The sequence below is a fragment of the Nocardiopsis sp. NPDC055879 genome, from assembly GCF_053615935.1.
The window spans coordinates 122,383-144,573 of sequence record NZ_JBSHCT010000018.1; the positions used below are offsets into that span (position 1 = coordinate 122,383).

Consider the following 22,191-nt stretch of genomic DNA (forward strand, 5'->3'; position numbering starts at 1 on the left):
AGGCTAGGTCGCCGGCTCCCCTTCGGGCGTCGGCCGAAGGTATGAGGCGAGCCGGCGGGTGCTCGGCTTTTCGGTGGATGTGCGCGAAGTGGTGCGCGGGCGACGCTGGACCCCTCGTCGAAACCGAAAGGGGCGCCGCCTTGACCACAGCCACGAACCCGGACGCCGCACCGGCCGGCGGTGATTCCGCGCCGGTCGTGTCGGACCGCGGTCGACGGGTGGCGTTCCTCGACGTCGCCCGCGCGATCGCGATGATCGGCGTCGTCCTGATGAACGCGACCTACGTCGTCTTCCCGGCGGAGATGGCCGGTGAACGTGAGTCGAGCGTTCTCACGTCGGTCCTGGACGCCGGCTTCTCCCTGCTCATGTCCGGCAAGGCCCGGGCCATGTTGATGGTGCTGCTCGGGGTGGGAGCGGTCCTGGCCTGGAGTTCCGTCACCCGTCGTGGTGGGCGCCCGATGGCGACCATGCTCCGCAGGTACGTCGCCCTCGGGGTGCTCTTCGGACTCCCGCACCTGCTGGTGTTCAGCGGGGACATCCTCGGCCACTACGCGCTCGCCGCGCTGTTCCTCGCCCCGCTGCTGCCGCTGATGACGGCGGGGTCGCCGAACCGGCCGCTGTGGTTCGCGCTCGGGGCGTTCCTCGCCTCACCGGTGTTCGAGCCCTTCGTGGGCTCCGGGATGTTCCAGAGCATGGTGATCGGCCCGATCCCGCAGACCCTCGGGTTCTTCTGCGTGGGTGTGTGGCTGGCCCGGCGCCCCGAACTCTCACCGGACTTCACGGGACCGAACCGGCTCATCGCCCCGATGGTGTGGGGCGGACTGATCGGAGAGGTCCTGGGCATGGGTCTGCTGGCCGGCTCCGACCTGCTCTTCCCGAGGGAGTTCGATGCCGACGGCATCCCGGTCCTGGGCCCCGATGGTCTCCCGGTGACCCCGCTGCCGGCCGAGATGATGGTGGACCTCGCGTCCACGCTGACCGGCCTGGGCGGGGGCCTGTTCTACCTGGGACTGGTGTGGTGGCTGTTGGGCCGTAACGGTGCCGTGGCCAAGGCCCTGGGCACGCTGGCGCCGCTGGGTCGCATGACGCTCACCGTCTACCTGGGCAGCACCGCGGTGTTCCTGCTGATGAAGCCCTTCGAAGGCGAGGTGCCCATGCTCGCGCAGTACGCGCTGGCCACCGGCTACTTCGTGGTGATGGCCCTGGCCGCCCGCTGGTGGCTGAGCCGGCTTCGGTTGGGTCCCCTGGAATGGGTCTGGCGTAGCGTCACCCACCTTCGCCCCCAGGAACTGCGCAGGGAGGAGCGGCTCCCGGCGTAGGAGTTCAGCCCCCGGCCACGGAGGGCAGCAGCCGAACGTCGGCGCCCTCGTGGACCGGGGCGTCCAGACCACCCAGCGCCCGGCACTCGTCCTCGTCCACGAAGACGTTCACGTACCGGCGTAGCTCCCCGCGATCGTCCCGGATCCGCCGGTCCAGCCCCGGATAGCGTTCGGTCAGCGCGTCCAGCACCCCGCGCAGCACGGCGGCGTCACCGACCTCCAAGGGCACGTGCGCGGCCCCGTCGGCGTCCGCGCGCAACAGCCCCGGCAGGTGTACGGTCACCCGCATCTCACACCTCCGCCGCGCGTACGGACAACACGTCGGGAAGGTGCGCGGTGACCTGGTGCCAGTGATCGGTGTCATCCGTGGTCGCGTACACGTCGCCGTTGCGGGTGCCGAAGTAGAAGCCGGGCACGTCCGCGCCGTCGGTGCAGGCCGCGTCGCGCAACACGATCCCGAAGTAGGGGTCCTGTGGCAGACCGTCGTCGACCGCCCGCCACGTGGCCCCGGAGTCGTCGGTGCGGTAGGCGCCCAGCCGGTTGTCCGGTGGCAGGTGCACCTCCTGGCTCACCACCGGGAAGTTCCACGCCGACTCCGGGCGGTGCGGGTGGGCGACCACGGCGAAACCGAAGTCGGTGGGCAGCCCGGTCTCGATCCGGCTCCATCCCTCGGTGGCGGGCGCGGAGCTGCGGTAGACCCCGTGGTGGTTCTGCGCGTAGAACGAGCCGTCGGAGGCCGCCGCCACCCTGTGCACGCACTGGCCGAACTCGGGTTCCTCGTCCGGGAGGAAACCGGCGGAGATGCCCCGGTTGGTCGGTGCCCAGCTCGCGCCCGAGTCGGCGCTCTGGTAGACACCACCCGTGGACATGGCCACGGTGATGGCCTCGGGTGAGCGTTCGCTGGTACCGAGTGTGCCCGGCAGGATCGTGTGGATCGCTCCGCCACCCGCGCCGGGGAACCATTCCGCCCGGTGGGGGTGCTCCCACAAGGCCCTGACCAGGCTGAAGCTGTCGCCACCGTCGGTGGAGCGGAACAACGCGTGCGGTTCCACGCCGGCGTAGACGGTGTCGGCGTCGTCGGTGAACGCGAACTGCCAGGCGCGGGTGAGTGAGGCCTCGGTGTCCTCGGGGAAGCGGATCGGCGCTTCGGCGGGTTCGGTCCAGGTCGTGCCGAGGTCGTCGCTGTGCCAGACACTGGGCCCGAAATGCCAGCTCTCGGTACCGGCGAGCAGGCGTCCCGAATGCGGGTTGACGCCGACGGAGTACACCGGGCTCATCCCGGCGTCGTTGGCCTCGTCGAGTCGGTGCGGACCGTCCAGCTCCCACGTGCGCCGATCCTCGCTGCGCGCGGTGAACAGCCCCTTGCGTGTGCCTATGAGCAGGAGATATGTCATGTGGAGCTCCGTAGTGTGATGGAGATCTCCACTGTCGCACAGGGCTCCGACAATCCGGAGGCGCCGGCCGGAGGGAGGTCATCGGAAAGTGAAGAACAGGTGTCCGGTACGTGCCGATAGGCGACCGATCGCGCCGTGTGGAGGGTTTCCGGACGTCTCGGAAAGTTAATAGTTAGGATCCCGAACGGTTTACCCTCGATGTTTTATACGAGGTTTCGGGGAGCTCACGGGAAAAGGGCGCCCCTGAGAGGCATAACTTCCGTCAGGGGGGAACCCTTTCCGGGCAGGGGTTCCCCGGTCAGCGGAAGGCGGTTGCCACTCCCATGCCTCTTTGCAATAAAATCCCGGGCCAACCGGTGGTTACCCGAAGCTCCCCCAGGCCCACGGTCGCCGGTCGTATCCCACCACTTCAACAGCCCGGACGATTTCCCGCTCTCTCGGACTCGCGGTTCGTTTCGGGACCACTGTCCCTATGGACGGTCCCGCGTACCAAGAAGCACCGAGTTCCCATCGATAGGGTCGCCTCATGCAACACCCCCCGGACACGCTCCACGCGCGCAAACGACGTAAGGCGCGGGCCACGATCGTGTCAGCCGCCTTCCAACTCTTCTCCGAACACGGATTCGACAACGTGACCGTCGCGGCCATCGCCGAGCGGGCCGAGGTCGGCCGTACCACCTTCTTCCGGTACTTCGGCGACAAGCAGCAGGTCCTCTTCGCCGACGACGCCGCCGAGGTGGACCACATGTGCGCCTATGTTCGGGACAAGTCCGGGCGCTCGCCCGGCACCGACCTCGCCGCGGCGATCGGCCTGATCCGGGAGGCCGGCGCGGTCGCCCGGCCCTACGCGTCACTGTCCCCGGCGCACTCGGCGGTGTTGGTCCGCCTGCTCCGGGAGAGCGTGGACCTGCGTTCCCGTTACCTGCTCACCCGGCAGCAACGGGCGCTCCGTCTCGCCGGAGCCCTGGTCGAGGCGGGAACGGAGGAGAGCACCGCGGTCCTGGCCGCGCACACCGCCATGGCCTGCGAACTGACCGCCATGAAGCTCGCCGACAGCCCGGACGCCTTCCCGCACCGCATGGACGAGGCACACCGGATGCTCCGCACCTTGGGGAGCTGAGCCGCCGGAGGGCCATCGCCTCAGACGTGGTGCCCGCGCACCAGACCGGTGAGCCGACGACCGAAGGACACGACACCACCGGCCGCCATGCCCACGGCGCTCATACCCCGGCCCACCGTGCGCATGGCGGCGTTCACCCGATCCAACGGGTGGTCGGGGACCGGGAACACACCGTGACCGGTACCGGACAACCCGTTCCGACCTGTGGGGCTGGTGGGCGTCGGTCTTCTCGGCCAGGATGGGGCGCTGTGAGCGGCACATACAACACCTCCCATGGCCAGAACCGAGGCGTCCACATCCAGGCGGGCGTGGTCCATGCCTCCATGGACCTCCGCCAGAGCACCGCGAAGGCCATCCGGATCGTCCCCCAGCGCGAGACCACTCTCTTTCAGAACCGAAACGACGAACTGGCCGCGCTCGACGCCCACCTCGACCACGCCCTGGAGTCCGAACAGAGCCTGCTGCTCAACCTGGTCGGACCGCCCGGCATCGGCAAGACCACCACCGCGCTCACCTGGATCCTGCGGAACCGCCGCCGTTTCGGCCACGCCCAGCTCGCCGCGGCCTGCGGCGGAGACCCCGGCGAGGGTCAGGGGCGCGGTATCGAGGAACTGTGCGACCAGTACCTGCACGCGGTCGGGGTGGATACCGACGCCCCCGGACTCGGCACCTTCCAGGGCAAGCTCAACCGGTTCCACCAGGAGATCGCCGAACAGCCCGTGGTGGTGCTCCTCGACGACGTGCGCACCGCCGCCCAGGTACAGCCGTTCCTGTCCGACCTGGCGGGCATGGTGGTGGTCGTCACCAGCCGCGAACCCGTGCCCGGGCTGGCCCAACGCCGACCCGTGGTCGTACCCCTGGGCCCCCTCGCGGACGAAGCCGTCGCCGCGCTGCTTCAGGACCTGATCGCAGACGAACGCCCGGCCCGTGAACCCGAGGCCTTCGCCCGGCTGGTCCGACTGTGCGCCGGGGTGCCGCTGCTGGCCGGCCACACCGGTGGACTGCTCAGCGACGAATCCAGGCTCGCCATCGCCGACCTGGTCTCCCGGATGGAGGACGCCGGCCGACTGGCCCACCTGGAGGAGGCCGCCCGGACCGCCACCCGCCCGGCCGCCGTCTTCGACGTGTTCTACCGGGAGCTCGCCTCCGACGCCCGACTGCTGTACCGGGCCCTGGGAGCGCACCCCACCCGGGACTTCGATCGTTGGCTCGCCCGGGCGGTCTTCCCCGGAGACACCGACAAGGGCGACCAGGTCTTGGACGTGCTCCTGCGCCGCGGTCTGGTCAAGGTGGACCGGGCGGGCCGCTACGTCATGGAGGACCTCACCTACGAACACGCGCGGCTGGTCGCCGAGCGCGAGGAGCCGGCCGAACGCCGCGAGGTCCACCGACGCTTCGCCGACTACTACCTGTACGGTGCCGTCGCCGCGGACCGGGTGCGCACCGACCGCTGGCGGGTCAGTGATCTCTACGAGGCACAGGCGCCCTGCTCCCTGCCGGACTTCCGGTCCACCGAGCACGAGGCCGACGCGGTGGGCTTCGACGCCTGGCTCGAACGCCGGCGCCACGTCCGTGAACGCAGTGCCCGACATGGTGCGGGCGTTCCGAGCCCCGACGAGTGGTTCGAGGCGAACATGGACGCCATCCTGGCCTTCGTCCACCGCTCCGGACGGATCTGGCGGGGCACCCGCCCGGCAGCCGGATACGCCGGCGTCATGGCCGAGGCCACCAACGGCTACTTCACCGCCAACGGGCGTGTCGACGAGCGGCTCACCCTGCTGGCCCTGGCCGAACGCGACGCCGAGGGGAACGACGACGCCCTGGCCCGGGTCCTGGCCCAGCGCGGCGAGGCGATGCTCGGGCAGGGACGCCTGGCCGAGGCGCGCACGTACCTGGAACGCTCCTTGGCGGCCGCTCGCGGTCGTGGGGCGGACCCGCGCGGCCAAGGGGCGGCCCTGGAGTGGCTGGGGATCCTGGAGCGCCGTGAGGGCGACGCCGGAGCCGCCCGCGCCCTCCTGGAGGAATCGTTGCCGCTGCTCGACCACACCCGCCCTAAGGCGCTCGGGCTGCACCACATGCACATGGGCGACGTGGCGCTTCTGGCCGAGGAGCCTCGACGGGCCCTGGAGTGCTACCGGACTTCGCTGTCGTTCTTCCGCGAGCACGCCGCCACCCGGAGACGGGACCAGGCCAACGAGGGCAAGCTCCTCGTCAACCAGGCCCGCATCATCGCAGAGGAGCACCCCGACCAGGCGATCGGATTGTTGGAGGAGGCCCTGGACCGTTTCGTGTCCGCCAACCGCGCCTACCAGGTCGGCAAGGTCCTGGAGCGCCTCGGCGACCTCGGTCGGGGATCGGGGGAGCGGTGGGAACGGGCGGTGGAGGTCTTCGAGCTGGTCGGTGCCGCCGCTGCCGCCGGCCGTGTTCGGGACAAGATCGACGGCCGGGCCTGAACGGACCCGGCCGCGCCAGGTCAGTCGAAGAGTTCGTCGGCGTCGGTGATGCGGGACTTGAAGGCCTTGTCCAGCCAGTCATCGAGCCGGCCGATGTCGTCGCACTCCTCGATGCGTCGCCGTGAGTCGAGACTGATGGTCGCCGAGGTGGCTTCCAGGAAACGGATCAGCGTTTCCTGCTTGCCTTCCGCACGGGCTTCTTCGCGGCCTTCTTGACGACCCTCTTCACGGCCTTGGCCGACGTACTTGCGGGCGAAGTCGCTCTGCCACTCGTAGGTACCGGTCGCCATCAGGTCCTCCCACATTTTCCGTGCCGCAGCGTTCAGCTTCGACTCTGGAGCAGGCGTACCTGGAGCTCGTGTTCGAATCCGGGCATGACAGGAAACTACAGAAAGTGACCGGCCCGTGTCCGGTAAAACGGAGAACTCAGCCCTTGGCCGTCTCGAAGGGGATCGTGAGGGTTCGTTCCTCGGAAACTCGCAGGTGGAGCGGGGCGAGGGCGGCGAGCATCTTCGGAGCGGGTGCGTGGCCGGAGGTGACCAGACGTTCGGCGAGCACACCGGTGACCAGGCCGGGGTCGTCGACGGGGCCGGTGAAGCGAACCCGCAGGAGCGACCCGTCGCGAGTGCGCAGCCGGACCTCCTCGGCCGAGTACACGGCGGTGAGCAGGGCGCCGGGGCGGTGCGCGAACACCGTCTCGGACCACAGGCGTTCGTCGGCGGGCAACGCCTCTTCGGCGATGGTGAGGACGTCGGCCGCCGCGGCGAGTCGGTGGTCCATCTCGGCGTCGGAGCAGACGAGGACACCACCGGATTTCGGCGCCGGGCTGCGATACACGGCGAGACCGTCGTCGGTGGGCCGTACCCGGACCCAGAGGGAGGTCGGCTCCGGGCTCTGGACCTCGGGCTTCGGTGGTGCCATGAGGCGGGGCCGGCCGGGCGGGGGAGTGGCGCCCATGAGGCGGTAGGCCTCGGCGCGGATGAGGTCGAGGGCCCGACCCGGGGCGGAACTCACCCAGGTGAGGGCGGTCTCGTGGGTGAGTTCGCGTAGTTTCTCGGCCTGCTCGAACTGGGGCACGAGGGTGGCGTGGGGATCGAGCGGGTGGGCGACCTCGTAGAGCCGTCCCAGGGCGGAGTCCGGGTCGACGGAGTCCCGGCCGTCGGAGCTGAGGAGGACGGGCCGGCCGAGGGCGGCGGCGTAGACGCTCACGGATCCGTGGTCGGAGAGCACGAGGTCGGCGGCGATGACGGCGGCCCGCCAGCCCTCGTGGGGTGGGATCAGGAGGAGGCCGGAACGGAGGGCCTCGTCCTGCCAGATTCTGATCTGGCGCGGCCCGTGGGAGGACCAGACGTTCGGGTGCAGGACGAGCGCGACCCGGTAGTGGTCGTAGGGAAGCCGGGCGAGCAATTCGGTGATGACGCCCGGGTGGCTTCCGTAGAGGGATTCGTCGTTCCAAGTGGAATTGACGGTGATGAGTTTCTGGCCGTGGCGTAGGCCGAGGGCCTTTCGGTAGGTGAGTCGGTGGGGCACTCCGGCGAGCAGCCGGTCGTAGCAGGGATCACCGGAGAGGAAGGCGAGCGGGAGCGCGTCGGGGCAGCCTTGGGCGAGGCGGTCGAACTGTTCGCCGTGCGAGAGGGCGATGGAGCTGGGGACCAGCCGTCCCTGGTGTTTGAGGGTGTCGTCGGAGAGCCCGAAGACCTCCTGACTTCTGACTCCTGACTCCTGACTCCTGACTCCTGACTCCTGACTCCTGCGACCATTTTTTATTATAACCGTTGCCATGGGGAATGCGCAGGATTTTTGTTTTTAATTCATGAAGGTCGTCCCCGAGGCTCGCGGTGATCGCGAGATCGAATTCCGTTTCCTTCGCCTTTTCCCAGGAGATGTGCCGGATCTGCGTTTCTCGGAGGTATTCGTCGAGACCGTTGGCGAAGACACCGCCGGTGGTCCGGGTGCAGTAGAGCTGCACGCGCGGGTCGTACAGGGCCGGAAGCACGTCGGCGATGCGGGTGGCGGCGGTGAGGCTGTGGATCACCAGGAGAACGTGCAGGTCGGCGCGGGCGGTGCGCCACGCGGGGGTGAGGGCGAGGGGTCTGCCGGCGGGGGTGTCGTCCTTGGCGGTCACAAGTCGCAGAGCCTACCGGGCGCGAGTGGGGTGACACCAAGTACCGGGTCGAGGGGTCTGGATTTATTAGGACGTCCAACTATATGGTGGCCCCACCGCGGAGCGGGGAAGCCGGTGCGAGTCCGGCGCGGTCCCGCCACTGTGACCGGGGGAACTCCTCGGAAGTCAGGTCACCGCCCGCGGCCAAGGAACCGTGTGATCCACGAGGATGGAGCGAACACGTATGGTCAGCGAGCTGACGCATTTCGTGCAGGGCGAGAAGGTCCACGGCCGGTCGGGCGTCTTCGGCGACGTCTACGATCCCAACACCGGAAGGGTCCAGGCGCGGGTGCCGCTCGCGGACCGGACCGAGACCGAGCAGATCATCACCGACGCCGAGCGGGCACAGGTCGAATGGGGTTCCTGGAGCCCGCAGCGCAGGGCCCGGGTCCTGCTCCGCTTCCTGCAACTGGTCGAGGACGAGCGGGCGAACATCGCCAAGGCCCTGTCCGCCGAACACGGCAAGACCATCGCCGACGCCCACGGTGACCTGCAACGGGGCCTGGAAGTGGTGGAGTTCGCCGCCGGCATTCCGCACCTGTCCAAGGGCGAGTTCACCGACAACGCCGGCACCGGCATCGACGTGCACTCCCTGCGCCAACCCCTGGGCGTGGTCGCGGGCATCACCCCGTTCAACTTCCCCGCCATGATCCCGCTGTGGAAGGCCGCGCCCGCGCTGGCCTGCGGTAACGCCTTCGTGCTCAAACCGTCCGAGCGCGACCCCTCCGTGCCGTTGATGTTGGCGGAACTGTTCGTCGAGGCCGGGCTGCCCCCGGGTGTGTTCAACGTGGTCAACGGTGGCAAGGAGGCCGTGGACACCCTGCTCACCGACCCGCGGATCGCCGCCGTCGGGTTCGTGGGCTCCACCCCCATCGCGCAATACGTGTACTCCACGGCCACCGCCCACGGTAAGCGCGCCCAGTGCTTCGGCGGCGCCAAGAACCACATGATCGTCATGCCCGACGCCGACCTGGACCAGGTCACGGATGCCCTGATCGGAGCCGGATACGGGTCGGCCGGTGAACGCTGCATGGCGATCTCCGTCGCGGTCCCGGTGGGTGAGGAGACCGCCGACGCGCTGGTCGCCAAGCTCAAGGACCGCATCGCGGGGCTCCGGGTGGGTGCCTCCGACGACCCCGACGCGGACTTCGGCCCGTTGGTCTCGCGGGAAGCCCTCCAACGGGTCGACGAATACGTCGCGTTGGGCGTGGAGGAGGGTGCCGACCTGGTCGTGGACGGTCGCGGCCACACCGTGCCCGGCCACGAGGAGGGCTTCTTCGCCGGTCCGTCGCTGTTCGACCGGGTCACCCCCGACATGCGGATCCACCAGGAGGAGATCTTCGGACCCGTGCTGTCGGTGGTGCGCGCCGCCGACTACGAGGAGGCCCTGCGTCTGCCCAGCGAACACGAGTACGGCAACGGAGTCGCCATCTTCACCCGTGACGGGGACACCGCTCGTGACTTCTCGCACCGGGTGAACACCGGAATGGTCGGCGTGAACGTGCCCATCCCGGTGCCGATCGCCTACCACACCTTCGGTGGCTGGAAGCGGTCCGGCTTCGGCGACCTCAACCAGCACGGACCGGACTCGATCCGTTTCTACACCCGGACCAAGACGGTCACCTCGCGTTGGCCCTCCGGGGTCAAGGAGGGCGCGGAGTTCACGATTCCGGTCGTGCGATGAACGCCGCCCTCACCGACGAACAGCGCGCCCTCACCGAGACCGCCCGCGCGTTCGCCGACGAACACCTCGCACCGCACGCCGTCGAGTGGGACCAGGCCAGGCACTTTCCCGTCGACGTGCTCCGCAAGGCCGCCGAACTCGGTATGGGCGGTCTCTACGTCTCCGAGGAGTTCGGGGGCACCGGCTTGACCAGGATGGACGGTGTCCTCGCCTTCGAGGCGCTGGCCACCGGCTGTCCGTCCGTGGCCGGGTACCTGTCGATCCACAACATGGTCGCCTGGATGATCGACCGCTACGGCGACGACGCCCAGCGCGTCCGGTGGCTGCCGAACCTGTGCACCATGCAGGCCCTGGGCAGCTACTGCCTGACCGAACCCGAAGCCGGTTCCGACGCCGCGTCCCTCACCACCCGGGCGGTCCGCGACGGCGACCACTACGTTCTGTCCGGCACCAAACAGTTCATCTCCGGGGCGGGCGCCTCCGAGGTGTACGTGGTCATGGCCCGCACCGGCGGCGACGGGGCCACCGGCGTCTCCGCGTTCATCGTGCACCGCGACGACCCCGGGCTGTCCTTCGGGGCCGACGAGGCGAAGATGGGCTGGAACGCCCAACCCACCCGACAGGTCCTCTTGGACGGGGTTCGCCTGCCCGCCGACCGGAGGTTGGGCGCGGAGGGCGACGGGTTCCGTATCGCCATGAACGGCCTCAACGGCGGCCGTCTCGGCATCGCCGCCTGCTCACTGGGCGGCGCCCGGCGAGCCCTGGAGGACACCGTGTCCTATCTGGGTGACCGTGAGGCCTTCGGGGTCCCCCTCATCAACGCCCAGGCGCTGCGTTTCCGGTTGGCGGAGATGGCCACCGAACTGGAGGCCGCGCGCTCCCTACTGTGGCGGGCCGCCGCGGCCCTGGACGCCGGTGACGCCGACGCCGCGCACCTGTGCGCCATGGCCAAGCGGTTCGCCACGGAGGCCGGCTACACCGTCGCCGACCACGCCCTCCAATTGCACGGGGGGTACGGCTACCTCGCCGAATACGGAATTGAGAAGATCGTGCGCGACCTGAGGGTGCACCGAATCCTGGAAGGAACCAACGAGATCATGAGCCTGATCATCGCTCGCGGACTGACCGGGGCCGCCTGATGTCCAACGCCATTGAAGACACGGTGCTCCTGCGCGTCGACAAGGGGCTGGCCCACGCCACCCTCAACCGGCCACGCGCCATCAACGCCCTCGACCACGACATGGTCCGGACGCTCGCCGACACACTCGACTCCTGGGAGAAGGACGAGTCCGTCTCCGTGGTGCTCGTCGACGGCGCCGGCGACCGCGGCCTGTGCGCGGGCGGCGACATCCGCGCCATCCGCTCCAGTGCCATCGACGGCGACGACGGAGCCGCCCGCTTCTGGCGGGACGAGTACCACCTCAACGCCCATATCGCCCGCTACACCAAGCCCTACGTCGCCTTCATGGACGGCGTCGTCATGGGCGGCGGTGTCGGGGTGTCCGCGCATGGCGGAGTCCGTGTGGTCACCGAGCGCTCCAAGGTGGGCATGCCGGAGACCACCATCGGGTTCGTCCCGGACGTGGGCGGCACCTTCCTGTTGTCGCGGGCGCCGGGGGAGACCGGTACCCACCTGGCGCTGACCGGCACGCCGATCGGGGCCGCCGACGCCCTGTACGTCGGCCTGGCCGACCACTTCGTGCCCTCCGAACGGCTGCCCGAGCTGACCGCCGCGCTCGCCGGCCCGGACTCACAGAGCGCGGTCACCGAGGCGGTGGGTCGGTTCGCGGAGATCGCCCCGGCGGGCACCCTCGCCGACCGCCGCTCGTGGATCGACTCCTGCTACTCCGCCGACACCGCCGAGGAGATCGTCGAACGGCTGCGCGCCCACGGGGACCCCGAGGCGGCCAAGGCGGCCGACACCATCGAGGGCAAGTCGCCGACCTCGGTGAAGACCACCCTGTCCGCGCTGCGCCGCGCCCGGGCCCTGGGCTCGCTGGAGGAGGTCCTGGAACAGGAGTACCGGGTCTCCTGCGCCACGCTGACCTGGCCGGACCTGGTGGAGGGCATCCGGGCGCAGGTCATCGACAAGGACCGTTCGCCGAAGTGGTCCCCGGCCACTCTGGCGGAGGTCGACGCGGCCGTCGTCGAGTCGGCGTTCGCGCCCGCGCCGGACGGTCCACTCGGTCTGAAGGACCCCGGAGGCCGCGTATGAGCGCCGTCGCCTTCGTGGGACTGGGCAACATGGGCGGCCCGATGGCCGCCAACCTGGTGGCCGCCGGGCACGAGGTGATCGGGTTCGACCTGGTCCCCGACGCCCTGACCCGTGCCGAGCGGAGCGGGGTCCGGGTCGCCTCATCGGCCGCCGAGGCGGTGTCCAGGGTCGACGTGGTCATCACGATGCTGCCGGGCGGGCGCCACCTGCTCGACGCCTACCGAGGCACCGAAGGGGCCGACGGTGGGCTGCTGGCCGCCGCCCGCCCCGGCACGCTCTTCGTGGACTGCTCCACGGTGGACGTCGCCGACGCCCGTGCGGCCAACGCGGCCGCCGTCGAGGCGGGGCATCGGGCAGTGGACGCCCCCGTCTCCGGGGGCGTGTCCGGTGCCGAGGCCGGGACCCTCACGTTCATGGTGGGGGCCGAGGCGGAGGACCTACCCGGTGCCGAACCGTTGCTGTCGGCGATGGCCGGGCGGGTCGTGCACTGCGGCGGCCCCGGTGGCGGCCAGGCCGCGAAGATCTGCAACAACATGGTCCTGGGCGCGTCCATGCTCGCGGTGAGCGAGGCGTTCGTGCTGGGGGAACGTCTGGGCCTGACCCACCAGGCGTTGTACGACGTCATGTCCACCGCGTCCGGACAGTGCTGGTCGCTGACCACCTACTGTCCGGTTCCCGGTCCGGTGCCCACCAGCCCGGCCAACAACGACTACGAGCCGGGGTTCGCGGCCACGCTCATGGCCAAGGACCTGGGGCTGGCCATGAGCGCGTTGGAACAGACCGGGGTGGACGCGCGGATCGGCGGTCGGGCCGCCGAGGTCTACCGTGCCTTCGCCGACGCCTTGGACGGTGAGCCGAGGGACTTCTCCGCCATCGTGGAGACCGTGCGCGAACGGTCGCGGCCGGCGACATAGGCGAAAGGCGCCCCGCCGCCCACGTGGACTCGACGTGGGTGGCGGGACGCCTCTCCTTTCCGTTCCGTCCCTGGTCAGAACGGGGTGAGGGTGATCTCCAGGCCGGTGGCTCCGTGGTCTTGGACGTAGGACGCGAAGTCCTCCACGTCGTCGAAGGCGAACCCGTACGCCTTGCCGTCCTCGGTGTGCTCGTGGAAGACGGCGGCGTAGTGGTTGGCGATCTCGTTCAGGTAGAACTCGGCCGGGTCGTTCGTGGGCTGCTGGGCGGAGTCCAGCAGGGTGGAACGGTTGAGCGCGGCACCGACGATGGCGGCGACCGGTCCGGTGATCCCGTCGTTGGGGGCGGCCAGGGCGCCGTCGCAGAACAGCACGTCCCGGGTGCTGGGCCTGGCGATGGGCGAGACCCCGCCGTCGAACAGCAGCTCGTCGCCCTCCACCCGCCCGGTGAAGGTGCCGGCGTTGGTGGTCACGCTCAGGTCCGTGCCCGCGTAGTGCGACCACACCTGGTCGATGTAGGGATCGAAGTAATCGGTCGGGAAGTGACCGCTGTCCAGACCGTGCCCCGGAGCGATGATGCGGTCCTCGAAGACCAGCGGGGAGAATTCCGGGTCGGCGGCGAGCGTCTCGAAGATCGCGTCGCGACCGCCGGGCAGGAGGAACCCGGTGCTCTGGTCGTCGTCACCGGTCAGACGGATGCCGATCGGCACGCTGAACTGGTCCACCATCGAGGTGTTGCAGAACATCCCGTCCTCGTTGTGGGTGAACTCCACGGTGTCGTGCAGGACGTCGAAGGAGTCGTCCTCCTCGACCCAGCCGGCGGGCAGCTGGAGGGCGGGGTTTCCGTTGCCGTCCTCCACGATGCGGATGCCGAGCTTGCCGCCCAGGGCCAGGTAGATCCGGCCGGACATGTACGGGAGCGTCATGTCGGTGGGGAGGGCGCCCAGGGGGATCGAGTAGTCCGTGTAGCCGTCGTCGGTGTTGTCGTCGAGGCTGACGGGGTGGGGCGTGCCGGAGGAGTCGACCCAGCAGTGCTGGTCGGTCGTCAGGTCTGTGCCGACGATGTACAGGAGGACCTCGTCGTCTCCGTATCGACCGCTGTTGTTGGTCACGCTGACCGGGAGCGCTCCCACATTGGAGGCGTTGTTGACCGGTCTGGCCGCCTGGGGCTGTCCGGCGCAGCCGACGGTGCTCAGCAGGGGAGTGGCGGCGGCGATCGACGCCCCGCCCAGGAAGAGCCTGCGATTGATCATGAGTCGTACTTCTCCTCAGTAGCGGGTTGAAGAGGTGGACCCATGGAGCCAGGGGAGGTGAGTGCGCGTCAATGGGTGGAGTGCGGTCGTTCGGGTGGTGTGCGCGTTACCAATGGTGACGAGGGTGGTGTGTGACGTAGATCACGTTGGCAGGCGCCTCGTGAACTCCAACAAGGAGACGCCTTCTGAGACATGGTTCCCCGCGAGACCGAGTCCCGCCTGTTCAGCGAGGTGCACCAGTGCCGAGGTGTCCCGCTCCCGGCCGTTGAAGTAGGCGAGCATACGAAGGTCGAGTTCGCTCACCTCGTCCCCGCCCGTGTACTCGGCGACCAGGACCCGACCGTCCGCCCCCGTCACCTCCGCGCAGCGGCGCAGGATCCGCACGGCCGAAGCGTCGTCCCAGTCGTGCAGGATCCAGCACAGCAGGTAGGCGTCCCCGCCCTCGGGCAGGGGATCGAAGAAGCTGCCCTGGACCGCGTCGGCCCGCCCGTCCAGACCGGCCGCACGGAAGTTCGCGCGGGCGGCCTCGGCAGGGCCGGCCAGGTCCAGGACGGTCCCGCGAGGGCGAGGGAAACGCTCCATCAGGGTGCGCAGCAGGGTGCCGTCCCCACCACCGACGTCCACCAGATGGTCCAAGGCGTTCCACTCGAACATGCCGGCCAGGGTGTGGGCCTTCTCCACCATGCGGGTCCCCATCAGCTCGTCGAAGGAGCGGGACCGCGCCGGATCGGCGGACAGGTCGGACCAGAAGTCCGACCCCTCGAAGTGCAGTGAGTAGGCGCTCCTGCCCGTGCGCAGTGCTTCGGCCAGCTCGGACAGACACTCGTCGGCCCGTCCGTGCGCGCCGTCCCCCGCGAACCAGCCGAGCCGCGAGTACGGGTGGTCCGCGCGCAGGGCCGAGCCCACCTCGGTGAGGGCGAAACGGTCGCCCTTCAGGTCGAACAGCCCCCGCCGGGCCAGGTACCGCAGTACCCGGTCCAGACCGTCCGGATCGGCGCCCACCTTCACGCCGAGCTCCTCCGCGGTGCGGGGTCCCTCGGCCAGGTGGTCGGCGACCCGCAGCGTGGCCACGGCCCGGATCGCCATCGGAGTCACCGGACTGGCCAGGTCCCAGAGCCGCCCGGCCGCCTCCCGCGCCGCCTCGGTGCCCTCTCGTCCCTCACCCATCGGTACCTCCTCGTGATGCCGCTGCGACTCTCCGGGGAGGCTATCCGGCGGCCCCGGCCCGTGGCGGACTACCGGCGAAGGGTGACCGTTTCCGGTCAATACTCGTGATCCCGACGGTCCCCCCTGGAGACCCGGTACGCGACCCCGCACACACCGTCGGTCAGCCGGCGAGACGCCGCGCGGGCAGCGGCACCGGGCGGCGATCACGACCCGTGTAGCTGCTCAGCGGACGGATGAGCGCGTTCGCCGCCTGTTGCTCCAGGACGTGCGCCGTCCACCCGGTGATCCGGGCCATCACGAACAGCGGCGTGAAGGTCGGGACCTCGAAGCCCATCAGGTGGTAGGCCGGGCCCGCCGGATAGTCCAGGTTCGGATGGATGCCCTTGCGTTCCACCATCGCCTTCTCCAGGGCCTCGTACAGCTCCATGAGCTCGTCGGCACCCTTGAGCGCGGCCATCTTGTCCAGTGCGTCGCGCATGGTGGGAACCCGGGAATCCCCGTGCTTGTACACGCGGTGCCCGAAACCCATGATCTTGCGCTTCTCGGCCAAGGCGGTGTCGAGCCAGTCGGCGGCGCGGTCCGCGGAACCGATCTCGTCGAGCATGTGCATGACGGCCTCGTTGGCACCCCCGTGCAGGGACCCCTTCAACGCGCCGATCGCCGCCGTCACCGAACTGTAGATGTCCGACAGCGTCGACGTCACCACCCGGGCGGTGAACGTGGAGGCGTTGAAGCTGTGCTCGGCGTAGAGGATCATCGAGACCTCGAAGCAGCGCACCACCTCGGCCTCGGGCACCTTCCCGAAGCACATGTGGAAGAAGTTCTCCGCGTAGCCCAGCCCCGCATCCGGCTGGATCGGCTCCAGACCCCGGCGTCGTCGATGGTCGGCGGCCACGACCGTGGGCAGCTTGGCCAGCATCGTCTCGGCCTTGACCCGGTTGGCGGCGACCGAGCCGTCGTCCTCCGTGGGGTCGTCCGCGCCCAGGTAGCTGATGGCGGTGCGCAGCACGTCCATGGGGTGTGCGGTCTCGGGCAGCTTCCGCAGCAGCTCCAGCGTGTGCCGGTCCAGGGCGCGGTTGGCGCGCTCACGCGCGGTGAACTCGCGCAGCTGCCCGGCCGTGGGCAGCTCCCCGTACCAGAGCAGGTGGGCGACCTCCTCGAAGGTGCACGAGTCGGCCAGATCCTGCACCGGGTACCCCCGATAGGTCAACGAGTTGGAGGCCTCGTCGACCATGGAGATCTCGGTGGTGTCGACCACCACCCCGGCCAGTCCCTTGCGAATCGCCGTGTCGGTCATGCTCACCACATCCGTTCAGATCGTGAAGTTGAAGACGTCGCCGTCGAAGGCGTTGTAGGAGGGGTAGTCGAGCAGCTCGTAGAGGCGCTTGCGGGTCTGCATCCGGTCGACGAGACCCGCCTGGGTACCCTCGTCGCGGATGGTGCGCAGCCCGTCCTCGACGGCGCCCATGGCCAGACGCAACGTCGTGACCGGATAGATCACCAGGTTCAACCCGAGCGATTCGAGCTGTTCGGCGGTGAGCAGCTCGCTCTTGCCGAACTCGGTCATGTTGGCCAGCAGCGGAACGTCCACGGCCTTGCGGAACGCCTCGAAGTCGGCCGGCCCGCGCATCGCCTCGGGGAAGACCATGTCGGCGCCCGCGTCCACGTAGGCCTTGGCGCGTTCGATGGCGGCGTCCAAGCCCTCCACACCCGCGGCGTCGGTGCGGGCGCAGATCACGAAGTCCCCGTCGCGACGGGCGCTGACGGCGGCGCGGATCCGACGGACCATGGTGTCGGTATCGGTGACGGTCTTGCCGTCTAGATGGCCGCAGCGCTTGGGGTTGACCTGGTCTTCCAGATGGCAGCCGGCGATCCCCGCGTCCTCCAGGGACTGGACGGTGCGAGCCGCGTTCATCGGCTCACCGAAACCGGTGTCGGCGTCGATGATCGTGGGCAGGTCGGTGACCCGGGCGATCTGGTGCCCGCGACCGGCGACCTCGGACAGGGTGGTCAGGCCGATGTCGGGCAGGGCCAGGTCGGCGGCGATCACCGCGCCCGACACGTACGTGGCGTCGAAGCCGAGCTCCTGGACGAGGACCGCGGTGAGCGGGTTCATCGCACCGGGGACCCGAAGCAACCGGCCCGAGGCCAAGTCCTCGCGCAGGCGGCGGCGCTTGGCGTTCGGTGTGGCGGTGGCGTTCAACATCAGAAGATCCCCTTCGAGGTCGGCAGGTCGCGCGGAACGGTGGCCGCGTCCTCGGTGAAGGACAACTGACGGACCTCCTCGGCGGTGAGCTCGGGGAGTCGCTCCACCAGCCCCAGGAAACGATCCTGTTCCTCAAGGGAGACCACGCCGTCCGCCAACGCGCGGAACTTGGCGACGTAGTCCGGGCGGGTGAAGGGACGGGCGCCCAGCGGGTGGGCGTCGGCCATGGCGATCTCGTCCTCGATGACGGTTCCGTCCGCCATCTCCACGACCACCCGGCCGCCGAAGGCCTTCTTGCTCGGGTCGGTGGCGTGGTAACGCTCGGTCCACTCCGGGTCCTCGACCGTGGAGATCTTGTGCCACAGCTCGACGGTGTCGGGGCGCTGCGCCCGCTCGGGGGCGTAGGAGCGCTCGTGGTGCCACTCGCCGTCCTGCAAGGCCACGGCGAAGATGTAGGGAATGGAGTGGTCGAGGGTCTCCCGACTCGCCCGCGGGTCCATCTTCTGCGGGTCGCCCGAGCCGGTGCCGATCACGTAGTGCGTGTGGTGGCTGGTGTGGATGGTGATCGCGCGGACCTTCGAGGTGTCGCCGACCCTCGGGCCGAGCCGGCGGGCCAGGTCGATGAGGGCCTGGCTCTGGTACTCGGCGGAGTGCTCCTTGGTGTAGGTCTCCAGGATGCCGCGCTTGGCCTCGCCCGGAGCGGGAAGTTCCACGACGTACTCGATGTCGGGACCGCCGAGCAGGTAGGCGATGAAGCCGTCCTCGCCCTCGTACGCGGGTGAGGGAGCGCCCTCTCCGCGCATCGCCCGGTCCACGGACTCCACGGCCATCTTCCCGGCGAACGCGGGCGCGTAGGCCTTCCAACTGGAGATCTCGCCCTTGCGGGACTGACGCGTGGTGGTGGTGACGTGCAGGGCCTGCTGGACCGCCTGATAGACGATCTCGGTGTCCAGTTCCAGCAGCGTGCCGATGCCCGCGGCGGCCGACGGGCCCAGGTGGGCGATGTGGTCGATCTTGTGCTCGTGCAGGCAGATGCCCTTGACCAGCGCCACCTGGATCTCGTAGCCGGTGGCGATGCCCCGGACCAGGGAGCGGCCGTCCTTGCCCAGGTGCTGGGCCACGGCCAGGATCGGCGGGATGTTGTCGCCGGGGTGCGAGTAGTCGGAGGCCAGGAACGTGTCGTGGAAGTCCAGTTCGCGAACCGCGACCCCGTTCGCCCAGGCCGCCCACTCCGGTGAGACCCGGGTGGAGGTCGGGGTGCCCATGATCGAGGCACCCGGGTCCAGCGGATGCCGGGTGGCCTGCGCCCGCGCGCTGCGGACGGGGCGTCGGCGCAGGGAGGCCGCGGCCACGGCGGCGTTGTCGATGATCCGGTTACCGACCATCTCCACCACGGCGGGTTCGACCTTGACCGGGTCGGTCGCCACGGACGCGATCCGGTGGGCCAGCTGATCCTCCTTGGCGGGCCCCTCGGAGCTCCGGTGGACCCGGACGTGGTGCTGCACCATGTTCATCCCCTCGACGCGGTTGTTGTGCAGCCGAGATTGGCATGGGTGAAAGGGCAGGTGGAAGGCCCTAAAGCTGCTGAGTTCGGCTAAGGGAGAAGGGTGATTCCGCTAAGTTCGCCAAGTTCGCAGAGCGTGCGGGGTGTGTAGGGCGTGCAGGGTGTGCAGAGACCACAGAGACCGCTAAGCCAGCAGAACCCGCGAGTCCCGATGTTCCTGTGTAACGAGTGTTTTCGAGTTTGGGTGTCGCGGGTGGGCGGGTGGGTGGTGGGTGGGCAAGTGATGTTGAGGGTGAGTGACGGGTGTGGGGTGGGGGTGGAGGGATGGGGCGCCTGGGGTGGGGGAGTCTTGGGGTTGTCGGGCGTTGTTCGGGTGTGTTGGTGGGGCGCCTCGGCTAGTGATCCTGCGGGTGGCCTGGCGGGGTGGGGGTGGGTTCTCCCTCCTTCCCCGCCGCGTGATTGTTGCCGCCCGCACCGTACGCGTCAAGGCGATGGTGTGTGCTGTAGCGATCGGGCTGGTGGCCTTGACCCGTGCGGTGCGGGCGGCGGTTTGGCGGCTATCGGGGAAGGGGGGAGAGTGGTTGAGGTCCCAACGGCCCTGCGGGCCCTTCGGCCCACTCCGGCCGTGGCCGGCCGGATCCCTTCCCTTCCCTCTGGTGTCCTCGTTGAGCGCGTCGCCACTACGTGACCGGTGGGGTAACGAAGTGCCCGCTACAGGTGGGACGGGTGGCGGGCCGCGTCCCCGCGGTAGCCGGCTCTGGTGAAGCTCTCTCCCTGATGATCTTGCTCGTAGCGCCATGTTGGGCGCCCAACATGGCGCTACGGACAAGATCATCATGATGAAGAGACAACACGGGGTTGATGGTGCCGGTGGGCCGGTACCTATGGTGGCAGTGGCGCCGAGACCCCCAACGGGAGCCACTCCGGCCCCGGGATATGACTCCGGGCGGGGGTTCAGGGTGGGGACATGCCGATATCCCCACAGGACACAGGGCCCTTGGGGTCTGACACCCAACCGGGGGTGATCTCGTCGGGGTGGTGTTCCACCTGGTAGAAGCGGGTGGTGGTTAGGGGGCGGTGGCTAGGGCTGGCTCCCCCTCACCATCCCCGGACCCGCTGTCCTTTCCCGCTTCCTGGTGGTTTTGGGCGTGGTGGTGTTCCCAGATCTGCCGGTTCACCTTGGCCTGCAACCGGTGCTTGAGCCGGTTATGGGTCGAGCACAGCACCTGCATGTTGTCGGCGCTGGTGGCTCCGCCGTGGGAGAAGGGGACGATGTGGTCGTACTGCGACCAGCTACGCGGCATGTCGCAGCCTTCGTGCCACTCGCAGTAGGGCTTCTTGAACCCCGCTGCCTGGCGCACCGGGTCCGGGGCGCACCGCTGCTTACGTCCCACATCCAGCAGAGTCCGACCCTGGGCGTCGGTCACGAACCGGCGCAACCAACTCTGCGGGGTCAGGCGGGCCACCATCTGGTCGGGGATGACCACACCGTCCTCGGTCACCGCCGGCTCTGCGGTGCCGTCTCCGAGGAAGCGTTTGAGGGGGACGGTGATGTTCAACGTGGCCAACGGTTGGCGGCTCAGGCTGGAGCAACCCCGGTGGGTCAGGGCGGTCTCGAAGATGCGCATCATCGCGTCATAGGTGCGCTGATGCTTCGGGGTAGCGGCGTTCTCGGGCCCGTACGGTTCGGCGTAGGCCTCTAGGGCGGCCTGGATGAGCTCGTGGTCGGCCCCAGGCCCCCACATCCGCAGCAAAAACCCGGACTCGAACGTGGGTGAGAATTGGGCGCCCCGGTTCTCGAACGTTTCGTCGTAGTCCCGGTCGGCCTTATCCGGGTCCAGGCGGGCCACGAACCATTTCGCCGCGTCCCGCAACTGGCGCACCGAAGCCTGCGGGCACTCGGCCTTGAAGCCGATCAGCCCGAATTCCAACCGGGCCCGAAACCCCTCCACCGAAGGGCGCTGGGCACGGAATTCCTCATCCGCCGTTTCGAGGACCTTGGCCCACTCGGTGGTGGCTTTTTCGGTGGAGGTCGCGATGGCGCACGCTTCACCCAACGAAAGGGCCTTGTTCTGGAAGGCTTCTTTCACCAAGGGCAACTGCTGCTTGTACAACGCCCGGGCGAGGATGGCAAAGCTCTTGGCCTCGGCCGGGGAGGTGCCCCACTGGTGGGTGATCCACGCTTGGATGCTGCGCTGGCCACCCTCTTCCAACAGGGCGCCGGTGGTCTCCATGCGGGCCAGGGCGGGCAGTATCCCGTAGCGGATGCGGTCTGTTTCCTGGTTGAGTCGGCCGAACTGGGCGAGCACATCGGCTTCACACCCGAACGGGATATCCCGTCCGGAGAATTCCACCGCCATCTCCCGCGCACCCGCCATCGCCTTATCGACCGGAGTGTCCCCGGTCGGGCGCGGCGCGTGGGGAGGAAAGCTCATACTCTGATTATATGCGAACACCCCCAAGAACGGCAGGCCTACCCGCGAGTTTATTAACCGAATTCTGGGGCCGGCATTCCTGCTATGTGAGAGCCTCTGTTTCGGGTTGCCCGCAACCCCTTTTCGCTATGGTCGGATCCGTCTATCGCGGAGATGCTCCTAGCGAATTCGAGGGAAGGGGCTCTGAATGGAAACGATCTTGTCCGTAGCGCCATGTTGGGCGCCCAAATGGGCGCTAGGAGCAAGATCATCGCCAAAGGGGCGCCGGTGCCGGCTACCGCGGGGACGCGCCCGGCCCCGTGCCTGGCCTGTAGCGGGCTCTTCGTGACCGGGCCGGTCACGTAGTGGCGACGCGCCCCACGAGAA

At 69.1% G+C, this 22,191-nt stretch carries 18 protein-coding genes and 1 riboswitch; of the genes, 7 read left to right on the plus strand and 11 right to left on the minus strand.

Annotated elements, in window-relative coordinates; translation table 11 throughout:
* Positions 1 to 140: 140 nt before the first annotated feature.
* On the plus strand, positions 141 to 1,319 hold the full coding sequence (locus tag ACWGKS_RS21610; RefSeq protein WP_358507107.1) for a DUF418 domain-containing protein: 1,179 nt from the start codon (positions 141 to 143) through the stop codon (positions 1,317 to 1,319).
* 4 nt (positions 1,320 to 1,323) lie between these two features.
* On the opposite strand, the gene ACWGKS_RS21615 is transcribed toward ACWGKS_RS21610, so the two are convergent.
* Together ACWGKS_RS21615 and ACWGKS_RS21620 are read right to left on the minus strand one after the other, a co-directional pair.
* Positions 1,324 to 1,608 carry a MoaD/ThiS family protein gene (locus tag ACWGKS_RS21615; protein WP_358507105.1) on the minus strand — a complete coding sequence of 95 codons (285 nt, stop codon included), beginning with the start codon at positions 1,606 to 1,608 and terminating at the stop codon, positions 1,324 to 1,326.
* A 1-nt stretch (position 1,609) separates the two neighbouring features.
* A complete protein-coding gene (locus ACWGKS_RS21620) occupies positions 1,610 to 2,713 on the minus strand; it encodes a WD40/YVTN/BNR-like repeat-containing protein (RefSeq protein WP_358507103.1) in 1,104 nt (367 codons plus the stop codon).
* 526 nt (positions 2,714 to 3,239) lie between these two features.
* On the opposite strand from ACWGKS_RS21620, the gene ACWGKS_RS21625 reads away from it, so the two are divergent.
* Positions 3,240 to 3,833: a TetR/AcrR family transcriptional regulator gene (locus ACWGKS_RS21625; protein WP_358507101.1), complete on the plus strand. Its 594-nt coding sequence runs from the start codon at positions 3,240 to 3,242 to the stop codon at positions 3,831 to 3,833.
* A gap of 20 nt (positions 3,834 to 3,853) precedes the next feature.
* Here the strand turns inward: ACWGKS_RS21625 and ACWGKS_RS21630 are convergent, their stop codons facing one another.
* A complete protein-coding gene (locus ACWGKS_RS21630; protein WP_358507099.1) occupies positions 3,854 to 4,024 on the minus strand; it encodes a hypothetical protein in 171 nt (56 codons plus the stop codon).
* A 57-nt stretch (positions 4,025 to 4,081) separates the two neighbouring features.
* On the opposite strand from ACWGKS_RS21630, the gene ACWGKS_RS21635 reads away from it, so the two are divergent.
* Positions 4,082 to 6,286, plus strand: coding sequence for a hypothetical protein (locus ACWGKS_RS21635; protein ID WP_358507097.1), 2,205 nt, complete (start codon positions 4,082 to 4,084; stop codon positions 6,284 to 6,286).
* A 20-nt stretch (positions 6,287 to 6,306) separates the two neighbouring features.
* Here ACWGKS_RS21635 and ACWGKS_RS21640 read toward each other — a convergent pair whose 3' ends face one another.
* Entirely contained in the window at positions 6,307 to 6,576 is a 270-nt protein-coding gene (locus ACWGKS_RS21640; RefSeq protein ID WP_358507095.1) for a hypothetical protein, read from the minus strand.
* Between the two features lie 136 nt (positions 6,577 to 6,712).
* Positions 6,713 to 8,068: a hypothetical protein gene (locus ACWGKS_RS21645; protein WP_452523674.1), complete on the minus strand. Its 1,356-nt coding sequence runs from the start codon at positions 8,066 to 8,068 to the stop codon at positions 6,713 to 6,715.
* 418 nt (positions 8,069 to 8,486) lie between these two features.
* Positions 8,487 to 8,637, plus strand: a riboswitch (adenosylcobalamin (AdoCbl) riboswitch).
* Between ACWGKS_RS21645 and ACWGKS_RS21650 the strand changes: the two genes are divergently transcribed.
* The 4 genes from ACWGKS_RS21650 (at position 8,635) to mmsB (ending at position 13,263) form a co-directional block, all read left to right on the plus strand.
* A complete protein-coding gene (locus tag ACWGKS_RS21650) occupies positions 8,635 to 10,134 on the plus strand; it encodes a CoA-acylating methylmalonate-semialdehyde dehydrogenase (RefSeq protein WP_358507091.1) in 1,500 nt (499 codons plus the stop codon). It overlaps the preceding riboswitch by 3 nt.
* Complete coding sequence (locus ACWGKS_RS21655; RefSeq protein WP_358507090.1) at positions 10,131 to 11,273, plus strand: acyl-CoA dehydrogenase family protein; 1,143 nt, start codon at positions 10,131 to 10,133, stop codon at positions 11,271 to 11,273. The genes ACWGKS_RS21650 and ACWGKS_RS21655 overlap by 4 nt, the downstream gene beginning before the upstream one ends.
* Positions 11,273 to 12,349 (plus strand): enoyl-CoA hydratase/isomerase family protein, encoded by a 1,077-nt coding sequence (locus ACWGKS_RS21660; RefSeq protein ID WP_358507088.1) that lies wholly within the window; start codon positions 11,273 to 11,275, stop codon positions 12,347 to 12,349. The genes ACWGKS_RS21655 and ACWGKS_RS21660 overlap by 1 nt, the downstream gene beginning before the upstream one ends.
* The gene (gene mmsB / locus ACWGKS_RS21665; protein ID WP_358507086.1) at positions 12,346 to 13,263 is read left to right on the plus strand and encodes a 3-hydroxyisobutyrate dehydrogenase; all 918 of its coding nucleotides are present in this window, start codon (positions 12,346 to 12,348) and stop codon (positions 13,261 to 13,263) included. Before ACWGKS_RS21660 ends, mmsB begins: the two co-directional genes overlap by 4 nt.
* A 74-nt stretch (positions 13,264 to 13,337) precedes the next feature.
* Here mmsB and ACWGKS_RS21670 read toward each other — a convergent pair whose 3' ends face one another.
* From ACWGKS_RS21670 to ACWGKS_RS21695, 6 genes are all read right to left on the minus strand, one after another.
* Positions 13,338 to 14,513 carry a beta-1,3-glucanase family protein gene (locus ACWGKS_RS21670; protein WP_358507084.1) on the minus strand — a complete coding sequence of 392 codons (1,176 nt, stop codon included), beginning with the start codon at positions 14,511 to 14,513 and terminating at the stop codon, positions 13,338 to 13,340.
* Positions 14,514 to 14,654: 141 nt separating this feature from the next.
* Entirely contained in the window at positions 14,655 to 15,680 is a 1,026-nt protein-coding gene (locus tag ACWGKS_RS21675) for a methyltransferase (protein WP_358507082.1), read from the minus strand.
* 160 nt (positions 15,681 to 15,840) lie between these two features.
* Positions 15,841 to 16,977, minus strand: a complete 1,137-nt coding sequence (locus ACWGKS_RS21680) for a bifunctional 2-methylcitrate synthase/citrate synthase (RefSeq protein ID WP_358507080.1) — start codon at positions 16,975 to 16,977, stop codon at positions 15,841 to 15,843.
* A 15-nt stretch (positions 16,978 to 16,992) separates the two neighbouring features.
* A complete protein-coding gene (gene prpB / locus ACWGKS_RS21685; protein ID WP_358507078.1) occupies positions 16,993 to 17,886 on the minus strand; it encodes a methylisocitrate lyase in 894 nt (297 codons plus the stop codon).
* Positions 17,886 to 19,394: an MmgE/PrpD family protein gene (locus tag ACWGKS_RS21690; RefSeq protein ID WP_358507076.1), complete on the minus strand. Its 1,509-nt coding sequence runs from the start codon at positions 19,392 to 19,394 to the stop codon at positions 17,886 to 17,888. Before ACWGKS_RS21690 ends, prpB begins: the two co-directional genes overlap by 1 nt.
* A 1,063-nt stretch (positions 19,395 to 20,457) precedes the next feature.
* Positions 20,458 to 21,825 carry a DUF222 domain-containing protein gene (locus ACWGKS_RS21695; RefSeq protein ID WP_452523680.1) on the minus strand — a complete coding sequence of 456 codons (1,368 nt, stop codon included), beginning with the start codon at positions 21,823 to 21,825 and terminating at the stop codon, positions 20,458 to 20,460.
* Between the last annotated feature and the right edge of the window lie 366 nt (positions 21,826 to 22,191).

Bases quoted from the DNA above. Each gene is read 5' to 3' on its own strand.
- ACWGKS_RS21690 (WP_358507076.1), bottom strand. From the start codon at position 19,394: ATGGTGCAGCACCACGTCCGGGTCCACCGGAGCTCCGAGGGGCCCGCC.
- ACWGKS_RS21670 (WP_358507084.1), bottom strand. From the start codon at position 14,513: ATGATCAATCGCAGGCTCTTCCTGGGCGGGGCGTCGATCGCCGCCGCC.
- ACWGKS_RS21645 (WP_452523674.1), bottom strand. From the start codon at position 8,068: ATGGCAACGGTTATAATAAAAAATGGTCGCAGGAGTCAGGAGTCAGGA.
- ACWGKS_RS21680 (WP_358507080.1), bottom strand. From the start codon at position 16,977: ATGACCGACACGGCGATTCGCAAGGGACTGGCCGGGGTGGTGGTCGAC.
- ACWGKS_RS21675 (WP_358507082.1), bottom strand. From the start codon at position 15,680: ATGGGTGAGGGACGAGAGGGCACCGAGGCGGCGCGGGAGGCGGCCGGG.
- ACWGKS_RS21625 (WP_358507101.1), top strand. From the start codon at position 3,240: ATGCAACACCCCCCGGACACGCTCCACGCGCGCAAACGACGTAAGGCG.
- ACWGKS_RS21640 (WP_358507095.1), bottom strand. From the start codon at position 6,576: ATGGCGACCGGTACCTACGAGTGGCAGAGCGACTTCGCCCGCAAGTAC.
- ACWGKS_RS21650 (WP_358507091.1), top strand. From the start codon at position 8,635: ATGGTCAGCGAGCTGACGCATTTCGTGCAGGGCGAGAAGGTCCACGGC.
- ACWGKS_RS21655 (WP_358507090.1), top strand. From the start codon at position 10,131: ATGAACGCCGCCCTCACCGACGAACAGCGCGCCCTCACCGAGACCGCC.
- ACWGKS_RS21660 (WP_358507088.1), top strand. From the start codon at position 11,273: ATGTCCAACGCCATTGAAGACACGGTGCTCCTGCGCGTCGACAAGGGG.
- ACWGKS_RS21695 (WP_452523680.1), bottom strand. From the start codon at position 21,825: ATGAGCTTTCCTCCCCACGCGCCGCGCCCGACCGGGGACACTCCGGTC.
- prpB (WP_358507078.1), bottom strand. From the start codon at position 17,886: ATGTTGAACGCCACCGCCACACCGAACGCCAAGCGCCGCCGCCTGCGC.
- mmsB (WP_358507086.1), top strand. From the start codon at position 12,346: ATGAGCGCCGTCGCCTTCGTGGGACTGGGCAACATGGGCGGCCCGATG.
- ACWGKS_RS21620 (WP_358507103.1), bottom strand. From the start codon at position 2,713: ATGACATATCTCCTGCTCATAGGCACACGCAAGGGGCTGTTCACCGCG.
- ACWGKS_RS21615 (WP_358507105.1), bottom strand. From the start codon at position 1,608: ATGCGGGTGACCGTACACCTGCCGGGGCTGTTGCGCGCGGACGCCGAC.